The sequence below is a fragment of the Bosea sp. 29B genome (assembly GCF_902506165.1).
Classification (GTDB): domain Bacteria; phylum Pseudomonadota; class Alphaproteobacteria; order Rhizobiales; family Beijerinckiaceae; genus Allobosea.
The window spans coordinates 5,204,036-5,221,354 of record NZ_LR733817.1 but is presented as its reverse complement, the minus strand read 5'-3'; the positions used below and the strand labels follow the sequence as shown (position 1 = coordinate 5,221,354).

Here is a 17,319-nt window from a genome sequence, read left to right as displayed (position 1 = left end):
GGGGCGAGTCGTGGCCGGCGCAAGGCAGCGCGCATGTTCTTCAGTGAGTCACTCCGCTTTCAACGCGTAGACATGTGCTTCACCGGGGAACTGGCGGCTGTGCACCTCGGCGGCGTAGGCGCGCACCGCCGCCCGGGCCTGTGCTGCGAGATCGCCATAGGCCTTCACGAATTTCGGCACGCGGCCGGTAAGGCCCAGCATGTCGTCGAGAACGAGGACCTGCCCGTCGCAGGCAGCCGAGGCGCCGATCCCGATGGTTGGAATCGCGACCTTTTTGGTGATCTCTACCGCCAGCGGCTCGGCCACCGCCTCGATCACCAGGGAGAATGCCCCGGCATCGGCAATCGCCGTGGCGTCGGCGATGAGGGCCGGCCACTCGGCCTTGCTGCGACCCTGCGCCTTGTAGCCACCGAGCGTATTGACCGCCTGCGGCGTCAGGCCGACATGGCCCATCACCGGCACGCCGCGCTCGACCAGGAAGCGCACGGTCTCGGCCATCCTCGCGCCGCCTTCGAGCTTCACGGCCCCGGCGCCAGTCTCCTTGAGCAGCCGGGCGGCGTTACGGAAGGCCTGTTCGCGGCTTTCCTCATAGCTCCCGAAGGGCATGTCGATCACGACGAGCGCCCGTGTCGTTGAGCGCGTCACGGCCTGGCCGTGCAGGCTCATCATCTCCAGCGTCACCGGGACGGTGCTGTCGAGGCCGTAGACGACCATGCCGAGCGAGTCGCCGACCAGGGCGATGTCCGCGACCTCGTCGACGATCTTCGCCATCGGCGCGGTATAGGCGGTCAGGGCGACGAGCGGCTCGCCGCCCTTGCGTCCGCGGATATCGAGCGAGGTCAGCCGACTTGTCCGGTTTTGCGACGACATGCCAAGCTCTCCATATCAAACGCCAAAACGGCGGCGGCTGCTGACGTAGCCTGACCGCCCTGCCCCGGAAAGCAGAATCGGGTTTGACAGGACCGGCCGCGTGAACCACTTTCGCGCGCAATCCCGAACCGCTATCAACGCGCCCCGCGCCAAGTTCGGCGAGGCTGGTCGCTAGTGCCCGCCTTACCCTTGCCTATGAGATCGAAAGCGTCATGAAGCTCCTCGTCGTCGAGTCGCCGGCCAAGGCCAAGACGATCAACAAATATCTGGGCCCGGACTACGAGGTCATCGCCTCGTTCGGGCACATTCGCGATCTCCCCGCGAAGGACGGCTCGGTCGATCCCGAGAACGACTTCGCCATGCTGTGGGAGACCGAGGGACGCGGCGCCAAGCAGGTCGCCGAGATCGCGCGGGCGGCCAAGAACGCCGAGAAGGTCATTCTCGCAACCGACCCGGATCGCGAGGGCGAGGCGATCTCCTGGCACGTGCTGGAGGCGCTGAACCAGAAGCGGGCGATCAAGGGCATCCCGGTCGAGCGCGTCACCTTCAACGCCGTGACCAAGGATGCGGTGCAGAAGGCGCTGGCCAATCCGCGCCCGATCGACCAGGCGCTGGTCGACGCCTACCTCGCCCGCCGCGCCCTCGACTATCTCGTCGGCTTCACCCTCTCGCCGGTGCTCTGGCGCAAGCTCCCCGGCGCCCGCTCGGCCGGCCGCGTGCAATCGGTCGCGTTGCGCCTGGTCAGCGACCGCGAGCGCGAGATCGAGGCCTTCCGGGCACGCGAATACTGGTCGCTGGTCGCGACGCTCGCGACCGCCAGCGGCGCCACCTTCGACGCGCGCCTCAGCGGCGCCGACGGCAAGAAGATCACGCGGCTCGACATCGGCACAGGCGATGAGGCCGCGGCCTTCAAGGCCGCATTGGAGACCGCGCGATTCTCTGTCGCCGAAGTCGAGGCCAAGCCGGTCAGGCGCCACCCCCAGCCGCCTTTCCAGACCTCGACGCTGCAGCAGGAGGCCTCGCGCAAGCTCGGCATGGCCCCGGCCCGCACCATGCAGGTGGCACAGCGTCTCTATGAGGGCGTCGACATCGGCGGCGAGACCGTCGGCCTGATCACCTATATGCGTACCGACGGCGTCGACATGGACGGCTCGGCGATCACGGCGGCGCGGCGGGTCATCGGCAAGGAGTTCGGCGACAACTACGTGCCGGACGCTCCGCGCAAATACACGGTCAAGGCCAAGAACGCGCAGGAAGCGCACGAGGCCATCCGCCCGACCGATCTCGGCCGTCTGCCGGCGATGGTCTCGCGCCATCTCGAGCCGGAGCAGGCCAAGCTCTACGAGCTGATCTGGAAGCGCACCATCGCCAGCCAGATGGAATCGGCCTCGATGGAGCGCACCACGGTCGACATCGCCGCCCAAGTCGGCGCCCGCGCGCTCGAACTGCGCGCGACCGGTCAGGTCGTGCTCTTCGACGGCTTCCTGACGCTCTATCAGGAGAGCCGCGACGACGAGGAAGACGAGGACTCCAAGAAGCTGCCCCCGATGAAGGCCGGCGATCCGCTGGAGAAGCGCGCCATCGCCGCCGACCAGCATTTCACCGAACCGCCGCCGCGCTTCTCGGAAGCGAGCCTGGTCAAGCGCATGGAAGAGCTCGGGATCGGGCGCCCTTCCACCTATGCCGCGACGCTGGCGACGCTGCGCGACCGCGAATATGTCCGGATCGAGAAGAAGCGCCTCGTACCCGAGGACAAAGGCATGCTGGTCACGGCGTTCCTGGAGAGCTTCTTCAAGCGTTATGTCGAGTTCGACTTCACGGCGAGCCTGGAGGAGAAGCTCGATCTGGTCTCCAGCGGCGATGTCGACTGGAAGGTCCTGCTGCGCGAGTTCTGGGACGAATTCACCAAGTCGATCGGCGAGACCAAGGAGCTGCGCGTCGGCGACGTGCTCGAGGCGCTGAACGGTATCCTGGGTCAGCACGTCTTCCCGCAGCGTGCCGATGGCGGCGACCCGCGCAGCTGCCAGGTCTGCGGCACCGGCACGCTCTCGCTCAAGCTCGGCAAGTTCGGCGCCTTCGTCGGCTGCTCGAACTATCCCGAATGCCGATTCACCCGCCCGCTCACGGTGTCCGCCGCTGATGGCGAGGCGTCTGCCGAAGGCGGGCAGGCCGTCAATGGCGTCCGCATCCTCGGCAAGGATCCGGTCACCGATCTCGAAGTCACTGCGCGAGACGGTCGCTTCGGCCCCTATATCCAGCTTGGCGACGGCGAGAAGCCGAAGCGCTCAAGCCTGCCCAAGGGCCAGACCGTCGGCTCGCTGACGCTGGAGAAGGCGCTCGCCTTGCTCTCGCTGCCGCGCGAGGTCGCGAAGCATCCGACCAGTGGCGAGCCGATCCTCGCCGGCATCGGCCGATACGGACCTTACGTCCAGCACGGCAAGACCTACGCCAATATCGACAAGGAAGACGACATCCTCGAGATCGGCGCCAACCGCGCCATCGACCTGATCGTCGCCAAGGAGAGCGGCGCGGGTGGCCGCCGCTTCGGCAATGCCGCGGCGACACCGGGACGTGAGCTCGGCGAGCATCCGCAGGGCGGCAAGATGGAGGTCAGGGCCGGCCGCTACGGGCCCTATGTCGCCTGGGGCAAGGTCTACGCCACTCTGCCGAAAACGATGGCGCAGGAGAGCATCACCACCGAGCAAGCGATCGAACTGGTCAACGCCAAGGCGGCAGCCGGCGGTGGCACCAAAAGCAAGACGAAGGCGCCGGTCAAGAAGCCCGTGGCTGCTAAGAAGCCAGCGGCTGCCAAGAAGGCACCGGCGAAGGCCAAGAGCGCCAAGGCCAAGAAAGCCGGCGCCGCCGAGGGCTGAAGCCAGACACGGTTAACTCCGGATTCAATGCCTCCGCGTACCCTGCGGCGCCGCAACCGAACTAGCGGCCTGCGAGGGGACATCATGAAATCCATCAGGACCCAGATTCTGGGGCTGATCGCGATCGTCGCGGCCGGCGCCTTGGTTGCACTCGGCTGCGCCTTGCTAGCGATGACCCGCATCGACACGATGAACGACCGTTCGTCGCAGCAGAACCACATCGCCCTCGCCGCCGAAAGGCTCAATGCCGCGGTCAACCTGGTCGTCGCCGATTCCTATCTCGTCTACACCGCTCGCAACCCGCATTTCGCCGGCATCGCCGCGACGACGGTCGAGGGCGGCCTCGCCAGGGTCGAGGAACGTCGCAAGGATCTCGCCAAGCTCATCCCGCCGGCCGAGCGCGAGCGCATGGAGAAGATCAGCGCGCTGATCACTGAATTCGTCGCCATCAGGCTCGAGACGACGCGCATGGTCCGCGAAATCTCGGCCCGGGCGGCGGAAGCCTGGGGCAACAGCGACGCCAGCAAGAAAAACCGCGCGACGCTGCAGGAAGAGATCACTTCACTGAGCAGCTTCAACGAGACGCTCGCCAACGAGGTCGATGCAGCCTCGAGCGCCTTTTCGGAGCAGGTGCGGACCTGGCTGCCCGTCGCGCTGATCGTGGTGCTCGGCGGCGCGATCTTCGGCGCGCTGGTCTTCTCGCGGCGCTCGATCATCCGCCCTCTTGTCGACCTCGGCGGCACGATGAGCCGCCTGACGGCCGGCGAGACCCAGATCGAGGTGCCGCATACCAAGCGCCGCGACGAGATCGGCGAGATGGCCCGGGCAGTCTCGGTGCTGCGCCAGAGCACCGAGCAGGTCGCGCTGCTGCAGGAGCAGGAGCGCGCCGCCTCCGCCGCCCGGATCCGCTCGGCCGATGCGATGGCCTCGGTGGTGTCGGATGTCGGCGAGGTCGTCGCGGCAGCGGCTGCCGGCGATTTCTCGGCCCGGCTCCAGATCGATCATGGCGACGAGCAGATGCAGAAGCTGGTCGCCGGGATCAACGAGATCAATGCGGTGGTCGACAGCGCCACCACGGAGTTCGTCGCGGTGCTGCAGGCGCTTGCTGCCGGCGACCTGACCCATCAGGTGCCGACGGCCTATCACGGCCGCTTCGCCGAATTGAAGGATGCGATCAACGAGACGCTGTCGCGACTGTCGGCGACCGTCAGCACGATCCAGACCATGTCGGCGGATGTCGGCCTGTCGGCGCGCGAGATCAATATGGGAGCGGACGATCTCTCCAAGCGGACCGAGGAGCAGGCCTCCTCGCTGGAGGAGAGCGCCGCGACCACCGAAGAGCTGGCTGCCTCGGTCAAGGCCGCGGCCCAGGCCGCCCAGCAGGCGGTCCGCCAGGCCGGCGAAGCGATGCAGGTCGCACAGGCCGGCGGCACCATCGTCACCGACGCGGTCTCGGCAATGGAGCGCATCGAGCAGGCCTCGAAGAAAATCTCCGACATTACCCGCGTGATCGACGACATCGCCTTCCAGACGAATCTGCTCGCGCTCAATGCGGCGGTGGAAGCGGCGCGGGCCGGCGATGCCGGCAAGGGCTTTGCGGTCGTCGCTTCGGAAGTCCGCACGCTCGCCCAGCGCTCGGGCGAGGCCGCCAAGGACATCACCGGCCTGATCTCCTCTTCGAACACCGAGGTCGAAGCAGGTGTGAAGCTGGTTCGCCAGGCCGGTGATGCACTGACCCGCATCGTCTCCGCCTCGCAGAGCGTCCAGGCGACGGTCTCCGAGGTCGCTGCCGCCTCGAGCGAACAGGCCAACGGCATCGAGGAGATGAGCCAGACCGTCGCCCATATGGACGAGATGACCCAGGCCAATGCTGCGCTCGCCGAACAGAGCGCCGCCTCGGCCGGTGCGCTGTCGAGCAAGATCGGCGAGCTCAACGCCCTGGTCTCCGGCTTCCGGACCAATGAGAGCGCCGGCGCCGCCTCGCAACAGTCGGCTGCGCTCGTATCGGCCAGCGCTTCCGAGCCCGGACGGCTGCAGCAGCGTGCGGAAGCCGCCTTTGCCCAGCACAAGCCGGCACCGCGCCGCGACCGTGCAGCGCCTGCTCTCATGCCGGCCCCTGCCCGCAAGGTCGTCAATGCCCGTGGCGGCGACGCGGGCTGGGAAGAGTTCTGAAACAGACCATTCGGCGTGGGGCCGCGGCAACTGCGGGCCCCCGCGCGCTTTCTTGAACCGGGGCATGGTCGGGGCCAGCTGCACGCTGGCCCCTTTTTCGTTCGTCAGCGCCGCCTGATGCGCTGCAGATGGCAGATCTTGACCCGCCCGCTCCTGCCATCCGAATGCCAGGAGCAACCGGGATTGCGCGGCCGTCCTTCGTAGATGTGGTAGACGCCGCGGTTCCGGCGATCGAAGCGCTGGTTCGAGGCATCGTGCCCGCCGATGCGGACATTGTTGCCGAAACGCACTTCGGCGGCGGCCGGAGCGGCCACCGCCAGAGGGAGCGCCAGCGCGGCAAGCGCCAGCAGGCATGTCACAAGATTGGCCGGTCTCGTCATCCGCCGATCAGAGCAGCCGGGCCCCGACGGCGCAAGGCAGGCGGCGGCGCTTCAGCTCCGCCCGCCCACGACGACGAGCTGCTTGATCTCGCCGCGCAGGAAGGCCTGCAGGAAGCGGTCGTAGTCCTTGACCGAGACACAGCCATTCGAATCGCCACGCGGGCCGAGCAGGTAGTTGTGCACGAGCAAGCCGGCGCGGCCGAAGATCTTGCCGCTGCCGCCGACCGGATGCATGCGGATCGCGCGTACGCCGTGGAACAGAGCCTCGCGTTCGGTCAGATTATAGACATGCGGCGGCGTCGGTCCCTTCATCCGGACATGGACGAAGCGCAGGTCGTTCATCATCTCGCCGAGGCCGGAATTGGCCTCCAGCCGCTCGCCATTGGGCAGATGAACCACGCGGGCGCTGATGTCGTAGACCGCGGTCTTGCCGCTGGCAGCCGGCGTCGCCGACGACATGGGCACAGGCATGGGCGCCGGGGCGACAGTGAGGCCACTGCCGCGGCCGCTGCGCTGGGTGATGTCGTCCTGCGGCGCGGCATAGGCGAGACGTTCGCCGGAGCTCTGCGGCGCATTGGCATTCACGCCGAAGAGCTTCTCGAAGAAGGAGCGATTGTCGGGAGCAGGCTCGGCCTTGGCGACGACGTCCTTGCCCTGGCGCGTGGTCGCACGGACCGCAACACGCGGCTCGGGCGGCGTCGGCAGCTTGAGGTCGGACGGACGCGGCACAGGCCGCGGCGCGATCAGGGCGATCCGCGGTGCTTCGGCCGCGGGCTGGACAGCGATCGTGGTCGTCGCCACGCTCGGAGCGACAGGTTCGGACGGCGCGATCGAGCCGGTGGTTTCCGGATCGAACACGACGGCCTGCGGCGCCGACTGGAAGCGACCGGAGAGCGGCGCGCTCTCGGCGAGCGACTGTGCGACATAGCCAACGACGTAGCCGGGACGGAGCAGCGGTGTTGCGCCGTGGGCAGGGATCGGGTGCGCCAGTGCGTGCTTCTGGGCCGGCGGCAATGTCGCCGTGGCCTGCTCGGCCTGCCTGCCAGACCAGACCGACGCTCCCGCCATTGCGCTGGCGGCAACGGCCACGAGGACGCCAAGCCGGACGAAGGGGCTGCCGCGCCGGCGCTTCAGGCTATAGGAATAACCGGCAAACTTGTTCGAGCTACGCATACGCAACGCCTCGGGACACCGTGCAGGCTTCCCACTGAGGCGCAGCGCCCTACTCGTCTCGCCATCGCGCTCGATTGCGCCGGGCAGACCGCAGCGGCCTGTTCGTCAGTCTCGGGAGGCCCCAACCTCGTCTCCGCATTGAGCGCGAACCTGGTTAATTCCCGATGAATCGAAACAGTTTTACGAAATGCCGTTCGCGCTGCGGCCGGCATGGCCGCAGCGCGTTTCGATAGCCCGAATTTCCTCAGACCAGAGGCTTCAGGCCTGCCTCGATCGCCGCCCGCTTCGACTCCAGGAAAGGCGGCAGCGAAAGCCCCTCGCCCATGGTCTCGAAGGGCTCATCGGTGGCGAAGCCTGGCCCGTCGCTGGCGATCTCGATCAGCACCCCATTCGGCTCACGCAGATAGAGCGAGCGGAAATAGAAGCGATCGACCGGCCCGCTATTGGGATAGCCGGAGGCACGCAGCCGCTCGACCCAGGCGTCGTACTCCCCGAAGTTCGGCGTCCGCAGAGCCAGGTGATGGACGCCCCCGGCGCCTTCGCGGGCCGGAGCAAGACCGGGCTCGACCGCGACGTTGAGCTCGGCCGCCGGGCCGCCCTCGCCGATCCGGAAGACATGGATGTCGCCGGTGCCGTGGGCTGCATCGCGATAGTCCGCGATCCGCTCCAGCCCGAGCAGCTTGGTCAGGACAAGCTCGGTCCGCTCGATCTGCGGCACCGAGATCGTCACCGGACCAAGGCCACGGATCTGATGCTCGGCCGGAACCGGGCTCTTCTCCCAGGCGACGAAGGGGATTGCGCCGCCATCGACGACGAACGTCAGGCGCTGGCCCTCCGGATCCTCGAAATCGATGATGGCGCGGCCATTGAGCAGGCGCGTGTCGGAGACCGCGACGCCCGCCGCCGTCAGCCGCTCGCGCCAGAAGTCGAGCGAAGCTTCGCTCGCGACCCTGAGCGAGGTCCGGGTAATCGAGTTGGTACCGCGCCGGGCAGGAGACGTTGGCCAGTCGAAGAAGGTCAGGTCGGTTCCGGGCGAGCCGGCGCCGTCGGCGTAGAACAGGTGATAGGCAGACGTGTCGTCCTGGTTCACCGTCTTCTTGACCAGGCGCAGGCCGAGCGTCTCGACATAGAAGCGCCGGTTCTGCGCGGCCTGGGCGGTGATGGCGGTGACGTGGTGGATGCCGGTGAGCTGCATGATACGGACCCCTTGGTTGCGCGCTTCATCTGACGAAGCGCTTGCGTTGCCCACCAAGATAGTCCTTGCGCCTGCGCCATAAAGACGGTTCTCATCCAATCATAAATTGCAAGAATGCAATGATTTGGCTTATTTCGTCGTCGGCGACGATTGCTTGGGCATGCTGCTCTTGTCACCCGGTGACGGCGGCGTGGTGCAATCCTGTGGCTTGTTCTTGCAGTCGTAGACCATGGTCGGCGCGGCCGACTGCCCGGCCTGTCCCGCCGAAGGCAGGATCATGTTCTGGCCCTTGTCGACCTGGCTCGGATGCGTGGTGTTGGGTCCGACACCGGAATTGTCGGGCGTCTTGCTGGTCTGCGGTGTCTGCGCGGCAGCGGCTACAGTGAGCACGGCCGTCGTCAGCAAGGCGAGCATCGTCGGCCTGGCAATCATGGCGAATCTCCGAACCTGATCAATGAGTTCGGAGATCAACCCGCCATGGCGCGATCAGGTTCCACCTACTCTGCCGCCCGCGCAATCGGAGCCACCAGCTCACCGCCATGCCGGCTCGGCTTGGCCTTGAGCTTGAGGTCCTGGAGCTCCTCGCGCTCGCGGGGCGTGTTGCGCATGAGCTGGTCCTTGCCGGGCTGGTATTGCACCGGCTGGGCGACATCCGCCCCGTACCAGGCGGCGGCCCTGAGCACGAAGGACGGGTCGGCCAGATGCGGCCTGCCGAGCGCGACGAGGTCGGCGCGGCCGGCGGCGACGATGGTGTTGGCCTGGTCGGCCGTGGTGATGGCGCCGACGCACATGGTCGCGACGCCGGCCTCGTTGCGGATGCGGTCGGCGAACGGGGTCTGGAACATGCGGCCATAGAGCGGCCGCGCCCGGGGCGTGGTCTGCCCGGTCGAGACGTCGACGAGGTCGCAGCCGGCCTCAGCGAAAGCCTCGGAGATCGCAACCGAATCCTCGGCGCTGATGCCGCCCTCCTGCCAATCGGTCGCCGAGATGCGCACCGACACCGGCTTATCCGCCGGCCAGAATTCGCGAAGCGCGGCAAAGACTTCCAGCGGGAAGCGCAGGCGGTTTTCGAGCGAGCCGCCATACGCGTCGCTGCGCTGGTTGGTCAGCGGCGAGAGGAAGCTCGCGAGCAGGTAGCCATGGGCGCAGTGCAGTTCGAGCATGTCGAAGCCGGCGCGCAGGCCGCGCTCCGCTGACGCGACGAAATCCGCCTTCACCCGGTCCATGTCGAGGCGGGTCAGTTCGCGCGGCACCTGGCTCTCCGGATAGTACGGCAAGGGCGAGGCCGAGACGATCGGCCAGGCGCCCTCGGCGAGCGGGCGGTCCATGCCGTCCCACATCAGCTTGCTCGCGCCCTTGCGCCCCGCATGGCCGAGCTGCAGGCAGATCTTCGCCGCCGAGTTGCCGTGGACGAAGTCGACGATGCGCGTCCAGGCCGCTTCCTGCTCGTCATTGTAGAGGCCGGTGCAGCCGGGGGTGATGCGGGCGTCGGCGGCAACGCAGGTCATCTCGGTGAAGACGAGCCCTGCCCCGCCGATGGCGCGCGCGCCGTAATGCATCAGGTGCCAGTCGCCCGGCAGGCCATCCTGCGCGGAATACTGGCACATCGGCGAGACGACGAAGCGGTTCGCCACCTTCATCTCGCGCAGGGAGAAGGGCTGGAAAGCCGGCGGCACCGGCGTGCCGTCGCGGCGCGTCGCCTGGTCGGCGCCGAGATCGTCGGCAACCAGCCTGTCGATCGCCGCGACGAAGTCCGGCGCGCGCAGGGCAAGGTTGTCGTAGGTGATCGCCTTGGAGCGCGTCATAAGGCCGAAGGCGAAGCGCAGCGGCTCGAAATCCCAGAAGCGCTTGAGCTGCTCGAACCAGACCAGCGAGACGTCGGCGGCGTGCTGGGTCTTCTCAACCTCCTCGCGCCGCCCGGTCTCGAAACCGGCGAGCGCCGCCTTGACGTCGAGCCCGGCCCGATGGAAGGCGCGATGCAGCGCGATCGAATCCTCCATGGCGAGCTTGGTGCCGGAGCCGATCGAGAAATGCGCCGTCGCCTTGGCGTCGCCGAGCAGAACGACATTGTCGACCACCCAGTTGCTGCAGCGGATCATCGGGAACTGCCGCCAGAGCGAGCGGTTGGTGATCAGCCGGTGGCCCTGCAATTCCTCGGCGAAGACCTGTTCGAGGTAAGCGGCCGTGGCGGCCTCATCGAGGCCGTCCAGCCCGGCGCGGGCGAAGGTCTCGGGGTCGGTCTCCAGCACCCAGGTCGATTGCCCCGGCTCGTACTGGTAGCAATGGGCGATGAAGACGCCGTGCTCGGTCTGCTTGAAGAAGAAGGTGAAGGCGTCGAAAGGCCGGGTCGAGCCCATCCAGACGAAGCGGTTCGGCCTGAGGTCAACCTCAGGTGCGAAGCGCTTGCGGTCTCCTTCGCGGATGCGGCTGTTGATGCCGTCGGCGGCGACGACGAGGTCGTAATCGCGCTTGAGCGCGGCGACATCCTCGATCTCCTGCGAGAAGACCAGCTTGACGCCGACCTGACGCGCCCGTTCCTGCAGCAGCGTCAGGAGTGTGCGGCGCGAGCAGCCGCAGAAGCCGTTGCCGGGCACGCGACGCACCGTGCCTTTGAAATGGATCTCGATATCGTCCCAATAGGCGAAGCTGCGGACGATCGCCTCATAGCTCGGCAGGTCGGCCGCCTTGAACAGGTCGAGCGTCTGGTCGGAGAAGACGACGCCGAAGCCGAAGGTGTCGTCGGGGCGGTTGCGCTCGAAGACGGTCACGTCGAGCGCCGGCCAGTCCCGCTTCATCAGCAGCGCGTAATAGAGACCTGCCGGCCCGCCGCCCACCACCGCAATGCGCATGACGCTCTCCCTAGCTCACGAAATCATTTTAAACCTAAAATAATTTTGGCTCAAGCCCTGACTGATCGGCCACATTACCGACCACGACACAGGCCGGTCGAGTCAACCCAAAAGCCGTATAATCTGTTGTCATATCGACGATATTTGTGCTCATGCCCATATCTCACTCTCCCTCTTGCAAAATGTTTCAGACCTAAAATATATTGACTGACAAGAGGGAGTGAACGGCATGGCATCGGCTCTGGCGGGACAGCATGCCCTGGTGAGCGGCGGCGGACGCGGCATCGGCCGCGCCATCGCCTCCACCCTGCGCCAGGCCGGCGCCCGCGTCTCGATCATCGGCCGCAATGACGACATCCTGCAACAGGCTGTGCTCGACGGCGCGGCAGATGCCGCCCATTCCGTCGACGTGACCAATGAGAGCGCCGTGAGCGAGGCGATGGCTGGGCTCGCGGCAGGGCAGCCTTTCGACATCGTCGTCGCCAATGCCGGCGCAGCCGAGAGCGCGAGCTTCCAGCGCAGCGATACGCAGCTGTTCCGGCGCATGGTCGAGATCAACCTGATCGGCACGGTCAATTGCTTCCGGCCGGCCCTGCCCGCCATGACCCAGCGTCGCTCCGGCCGGCTGATCGCGATCGCCTCGACCGCGGGGCATCGCGGCTATGCTTATGTCTCGGCCTATGTCGCGGCCAAGCATGCGGTGGTCGGCCTTGTGCGCTCGCTGGCGCTTGAGACCGCGCGCAGCGGCGTCACCGTCAACGCCGTCTGCCCCGGCTATACCGACACCGACATGGTCGCCGGCAGCCTGAGCACGATCGTCGCCAAGACCGGCAAGAGCCGTGACGAGGCGCTGGCCGAGCTGACCAAGGACAATCCGCAACATCGGCTGATCACGCCGGAGGAAGTCGCGGCCGCCGTCCTCAATCTCTGCGGCCCACAAAGCCGCGGCATCACCGGGCAATCCATCCTGATCAATGGCGGGGAGTTCTGACCATGGAGATCCCGTCCAACGCCCCCCTGCTCGATCGCGAGACCAAAGCCAGCGAACGCCCCGGCGACCACAAGGATGAGCTTAGGCTCTGGCTGCGGATGCTGACGTGCTCGACCCTGATCGAGAGCGAGATTCGCACTCGCCTTCGCGAGGAGTTCAAGACGACGCTGCCGCGCTTCGACCTGATGGCGCAGCTCGAAAAATCGACGACAGGCATGACCGTCGGCGAGGTCTCGCAGCGGCTGATGGTCTCGAACGGCAATGTCACCGCCGTCGTCGCCGGCCTGCTCACCGACGGGCTGGTCGACAAGCGCCCGGCGGCGCAGGACCGGCGCGTCCAGGTGCTGACGCTGACCGCCCAGGGCCGGCGCGCCTTCAAGGCGATGGCCGAGCGCCATGAGGACTGGATCGCCGAGCTCTTCGCCGGCCTCGGGCCGGCCGAGATCGGCCAGCTCTTCCGCCTGCTCGGTGGGGTCAAGACCTCGCTGCACCAGGCCATCAGCAATCGCCAGAACGGCACGCCGTCCACGGCGGGAGAGAACGAATGACCAGCGCCAACCCTGTCACCCTGCCGCTCTCCGGCTTCACGCCGCAGCATTTCCAGCTCTCGATCGCCGGCAAGGTCGCGACCGTGACGCTGAACCGGCCGGAGAAGAAGAACCCGCTGACGTTCGAGAGCTATCGCGAGCTGACCGATTTCTTCCTGGCGGCGCAGAAGGAGGAAGCGGTCAAGGCGATCGTGGTCACCGGCGCCGGCGGCAACTTCTCCTCGGGCGGCGACGTCTTCGAGATCATCGGGCCGCTGGTCGCGATGGACACCAAGGACCTGCTCAAGTTCACCCGGATGACCGGCGAGCTGGTCAAGACGATGCGCGCCTGCCCGCAACCCATCGTCGCCGCGATCGACGGCATCTGCGCCGGTGCCGGCGCGATCATCGCCATGGCCTCGGACCTGCGCCTCGGAACGGCCGAGACCAAGATCGCCTTCCTGTTCAACCGTGTCGGCCTCGCCGGCTGTGACATGGGCGCCTGCGCAATGCTGCCGCGCATCATCGGCCAGGGCCGCGCCGCCGAGCTGCTCTATACCGGCCGGGTGCTCAGGGGCGAGGAAGCCGAGCGCTGGGGCTTCCTCAACCGGCTGATCGCGCGCGATTCCGTCCTCGCTGAGGCGCAGGCGCTCGCCGCCGAGCTCGCCGACGGGCCGACGTTCGCCAACGCCATGACCAAGCGCATGCTCGAGATGGAATGGGCGATGTCGGTCGAGTCCGCGATCGAGGCGGAAGCGGTGGCGCAGGCGCTGTGCATGCAGACCGAGGATTTCGCCCGCGCCTATCACGCCTTCGCCGAGAAGCGGAAACCGGTGTTCGAGGGCAACTGAGATGGCTTCGCTCGGCATCGGCATCCTTGGCGACACGCTCGACTGGCCGTTCTTCGAGGCGCATCACCGCGACTTCGCGCAGCAGCTCTCCACCTGGGCCGACGCCACCTTGCCCGGCCTGCCGCATGACGATGTCGACGAGGCCTGCCGCGCCCGGGTGAAGGCGCTGGGCGAGGCTGGTTTCCTCAGGGCGGCTGTGCCCGCCGAATATGGCGGTCTGCATGCCGCGCTCGATGTGCGCACGCTCTGCCTCGCCCGCGAGATCCTCGCTGCCCGCGACGGACTCGCCGACTTCGCCTTTGCCATGCAGGGGCTCGGCACCGGCTCGATCAGCGTCGCCGGCTCGCCCGAGATGAAGGCGCGCATCCTCCCGGCTGTGGCGCGCGGCGACAGGATCGCCGCCTTTGCCCTCTCCGAGAAGGAAGCCGGCTCCGACGTCGCTGCCCTGGCGACCACGGCGACGCCGGACGGCAATACGCATGTCCGGATCGACGGCGAGAAGACCTGGATCTCGAATGGCGGCATCGCCGACCATTACGTCGTCTTCGCCCGCTCCGGCGAGGCGCCGGGCGCGCGCGGCCTCTCGGCCTATCTGGTCGAGGCCGATACGCCCGGCCTCTCGATCGCCGAGCGCATCGACGTGATCGCGCCGCATCCGCTCGCGACCCTGCGTTTCGACGGCTGCCGCATCCCCGTCGCGAATCGCATCGGCGGTCCCGGCGACGGCTTCAAGGTCGCGATGGCGACGCTCGACATCTTTCGCTCGACGGTCGGCGCCGCGGCGCTCGGCTTCGCGCGCCGCGCGTTGCACGAGACGGTCTCGCACGCGAAGAACCGCAAGCTCTTCGGCGGCACGCTCGGCGACCTCCAGCTTTCGCAGGCGGCGATCGCCGACAGCGCGACCGAGGTCGATGCTGCCGCCCTCCTCGTCTACCGCGCCGCCTGGACCAAGGACCGGGGCGCGGCCCGCGTCACCCGCGAGGCGGCGCTGGCCAAGCTGGTCGCGACCGAGAACGCCCAGAAGGTGATCGACCGCGCCGTGCAAATCCATGGCGGGCTCGGCGTCACCCGCGGGGTCAAGGTCGAGGAACTCTACCGCGAGATCAGGGCGCTCAGGATCTACGAGGGCGCCAGCGAGGTGCAGAAGGTCGTGATCGCGCGCGACCTGCTGAAATAGGCGCGAGCATCGTCCGCAAACGGGGGAGCCGGCTTTGCGACAGGACCATGCTCGAAAAATAGACCAGGGGAACGAGATGGGTACCGCAGATCTCATGCGGTCGGGACATGTGGACTCCTTCGCGCGGGAAAACCTGCCGCCGCGCGCGAGCTGGCCGCGCCTCGACCTTGCAGCCGCCGGGCTGAGCTATCCGGAGCGACTGAACGTCGTCACCGAATTCGTCGATCGCCATGTCGCCGAAGGGCGTGGTGCTCGCGATGCGGTGATCGGCCCGAGCGAGACCTGGAGCTATCAGGCGCTCGCCGAAATCGTGAACCGCATCGCCAACGTGCTCACCCGTGATCTGGCCATGGTGCCCGGCAATCGGGTGCTGCTGCGCGCCGCCAACACGCCGATGATGGTCGCGACCTATTTTGCGGTGCTGAAGGCCGGCGGCGTCGTGGTCGCGACCATGCCGATGCTCCGCGCCGGCGAGCTCGCCTATCCGATCCGCAAGGCGAAGATCGGGCTGGCGCTCTGCGACGTGACGCTGGTCGATGAACTCAAGGCCGCACAACAGCTTGCGCCGGAACTCTCGACCATCGTCACATGGGGCGATGGTGTACTCGAAGGCCTCATGGGCAAAGCCGGCTACGAAGTCTTCGAGCCGGCTGACACGGCGCAGGACGATGTCTGCCTGATCGCCTTCACCTCGGGCACGACCGGCGAGCCCAAAGGCACGATGCATTTCCAGCGCGACCTGCTGGCGATCTGCGACGCCTATGGCGCACGCGTGCTGCAGGCTGCTCCGGACGACCGCTTCATCGGCTCGCCACCGCTCGCCTTCACCTTCGGGCTCGGCGGCATCGTGCTCTTCCCCTTGCGGATCTGCGCCGCCTGCATCCTGCCGGCCAAGGTCGCGCCGGCCGATCTGGCCGAGGCGATCGAGCGCTACCGGGCGACGGTCTGCTTCACCGCGCCCACCGCCTATCGCGCCATGCTCGGCAAGCTCGGCGAGCGTGACCTGTCATCGCTGCGCATCTGCGTCTCGGCCGGCGAGGCCTTGCCGAAGGCGACCTTCGATGCCTGGCAGCAAGCGACCGGGCTGCCATTGATGGACGGCATCGGGGCGACCGAGATGCTGCACATCTTCATCGGCGCGCCGCGCGACAGGATCCGGCCGGGCTCGACCGGCCTGCCGGTGCCCGGCTACGAGGCGAAGATCGTCGACGAGGACGGCAAGGAGGTGCCTGACGGCACGCCGGGGCGCCTCGCCGTGCGCGGCCCGACCGGCTGCCGCTACCTCGCCGACCCGCGGCAGGCCAAATACATCCTCGACGGCTGGAACGTCACCGGCGACACCTATCTGCGCGATGCCGACGGCTATTTCTGGTATCAGGCCCGCTCCGACGACATGATCATCTCAGCCGGCTACAACATCGCCGGGCCGGAGGTCGAGGCCTGCCTGCTGACGCATGCGGCGGTGGCCGAATGCGGCGTCGTTGGTGCGCCCTGCCCCGAACGCGGCCAGATCGTGAAGGCCTACGTATTGCTGCGCGAGGGCTTCACTGGCGATGCCGCGCTGGCCAAGGCGCTGCAGGACCATGTCAAGGCATCGATCGCGCCCTACAAGTACCCACGCGCCATCGCCTTCGTGACAACCCTGCCCAAGACCTCTACCGGGAAGCTGCAGCGTTTCGCCCTGCGCGAGATCGCGCGCCAGGAAGCCTCGGCTTCCTGATCATCATTTGAGAAAGACCACGCCCATGACCAGCGGCATCCCGCCCTCCGATTCCGCTTCGCGCCGCGCCCGCGCCGTCCTGCCCGAAGGCTGGCCGCAGCCGCGCGGCTATGCCAACGGCATGGTCGCCGAAGGCAAGGTGCTGGTAACCGGCGGTCTCGTCGGCTGGGACGTCCAAGGCGTCTTCGCCAAGGGCTTCGTCGCGCAGGTCGGCCAGACGCTCGCCAACATCAAGGCGGTGGTCGAGGCCGGCGGCGGCAAGGTCGAGGACATCGTACGCCTGACCTGGTACGTCACCGACATCGAGGCCTATCGCAACAGCCTGGCCGAGCTCGGCCCGGCCTATCGCGCCAATTTCGGTCGGCATTTCCCGGCCATGGCGGTGGTCGCCGTCGCCGCTCTGGTCGAGCCCGAGGCGATGGTCGAGATCGAGGCGACGGCGGTGCTGCCGGGCTGAGCGGCCGCTCCGGCGTGGTTTCCAGCGCGCTAGGAATTTACCAAGAATTAGCCACGATACTCGACCGCGCCGCTAATCCGGGCG

14 protein-coding genes are annotated in these 17,319 nt (G+C 67.4%); 8 read left to right on the top strand and 6 right to left on the bottom strand.

All coding sequences use genetic code 11. From position 1 onward, the window contains the following. Positions 1-48: 48 nt before the first annotated feature. Positions 49-870 carry a 3-methyl-2-oxobutanoate hydroxymethyltransferase gene (gene panB, locus GV161_RS25260; protein ID WP_152014647.1) on the bottom strand — a complete coding sequence of 274 codons (822 nt, stop codon included), beginning with the start codon at positions 868-870 and terminating at the stop codon, positions 49-51. A gap of 212 nt (positions 871-1,082) precedes the next feature. Between panB and topA the strand changes: the two genes are divergently transcribed. Both topA and GV161_RS25250 read left to right on the top strand, forming a co-directional pair. Continuing rightward, positions 1,083-3,743: a type I DNA topoisomerase gene (gene topA, locus GV161_RS25255; RefSeq protein ID WP_152014646.1), complete on the top strand. Its 2,661-nt coding sequence runs from the start codon at positions 1,083-1,085 to the stop codon at positions 3,741-3,743. An 84-nt stretch (positions 3,744-3,827) separates the two neighbouring features. Continuing rightward, positions 3,828-5,915, top strand: coding sequence for a methyl-accepting chemotaxis protein (locus GV161_RS25250; protein WP_159650404.1), 2,088 nt, complete (start codon positions 3,828-3,830; stop codon positions 5,913-5,915). A gap of 104 nt (positions 5,916-6,019) precedes the next feature. Here GV161_RS25250 and GV161_RS25245 read toward each other — a convergent pair whose 3' ends face one another. The 5 genes from GV161_RS25245 to GV161_RS25225 all read right to left on the bottom strand — a co-directional run bounded on the left by GV161_RS25245 (position 6,020) and on the right by GV161_RS25225 (position 11,512). Then, positions 6,020-6,295: a hypothetical protein gene (locus GV161_RS25245; protein ID WP_201303052.1), complete on the bottom strand. Its 276-nt coding sequence runs from the start codon at positions 6,293-6,295 to the stop codon at positions 6,020-6,022. A gap of 51 nt (positions 6,296-6,346) precedes the next feature. After that, positions 6,347-7,468: a tlde1 domain-containing protein gene (locus GV161_RS25240; RefSeq protein WP_152014644.1), complete on the bottom strand. Its 1,122-nt coding sequence runs from the start codon at positions 7,466-7,468 to the stop codon at positions 6,347-6,349. A gap of 244 nt (positions 7,469-7,712) precedes the next feature. After that, entirely contained in the window at positions 7,713-8,663 is a 951-nt protein-coding gene (locus GV161_RS25235; RefSeq protein WP_152014643.1) for a ring-cleaving dioxygenase, read from the bottom strand. A 129-nt stretch (positions 8,664-8,792) separates the two neighbouring features. Continuing rightward, positions 8,793-9,095: a hypothetical protein gene (locus GV161_RS25230; RefSeq protein WP_152014642.1), complete on the bottom strand. Its 303-nt coding sequence runs from the start codon at positions 9,093-9,095 to the stop codon at positions 8,793-8,795. Positions 9,096-9,160: 65 nt separating this feature from the next. Further along, positions 9,161-11,512, bottom strand: coding sequence for a bifunctional salicylyl-CoA 5-hydroxylase/oxidoreductase (locus GV161_RS25225; protein ID WP_152014641.1), 2,352 nt, complete (start codon positions 11,510-11,512; stop codon positions 9,161-9,163). A 229-nt stretch (positions 11,513-11,741) separates the two neighbouring features. On the opposite strand from GV161_RS25225, the gene GV161_RS25220 reads away from it, so the two are divergent. From GV161_RS25220 to GV161_RS25195, 6 genes are all read left to right on the top strand, one after another. Continuing rightward, positions 11,742-12,503, top strand: coding sequence for an SDR family oxidoreductase (locus GV161_RS25220; protein WP_152014640.1), 762 nt, complete (start codon positions 11,742-11,744; stop codon positions 12,501-12,503). Positions 12,504-12,505: 2 nt separating this feature from the next. Next, positions 12,506-13,051, top strand: a complete 546-nt coding sequence (locus tag GV161_RS25215; RefSeq protein WP_152014639.1) for a MarR family winged helix-turn-helix transcriptional regulator — start codon at positions 12,506-12,508, stop codon at positions 13,049-13,051. Further along, positions 13,048-13,881, top strand: a complete 834-nt coding sequence (locus GV161_RS25210; protein ID WP_152014638.1) for an enoyl-CoA hydratase family protein — start codon at positions 13,048-13,050, stop codon at positions 13,879-13,881. The genes GV161_RS25215 and GV161_RS25210 overlap by 4 nt, the downstream gene beginning before the upstream one ends. A 1-nt stretch (position 13,882) precedes the next feature. Then, positions 13,883-15,058: an acyl-CoA dehydrogenase family protein gene (locus GV161_RS25205; RefSeq protein ID WP_152014637.1), complete on the top strand. Its 1,176-nt coding sequence runs from the start codon at positions 13,883-13,885 to the stop codon at positions 15,056-15,058. Between the two features lie 94 nt (positions 15,059-15,152). Continuing rightward, positions 15,153-16,778, top strand: a complete 1,626-nt coding sequence (locus tag GV161_RS25200; RefSeq protein WP_244624074.1) for an AMP-binding protein — start codon at positions 15,153-15,155, stop codon at positions 16,776-16,778. Positions 16,779-16,803: 25 nt separating this feature from the next. After that, a complete protein-coding gene (locus GV161_RS25195; RefSeq protein WP_152014635.1) occupies positions 16,804-17,235 on the top strand; it encodes a RidA family protein in 432 nt (143 codons plus the stop codon). The last annotated feature ends 84 nt before the right edge of the window (positions 17,236-17,319 follow it).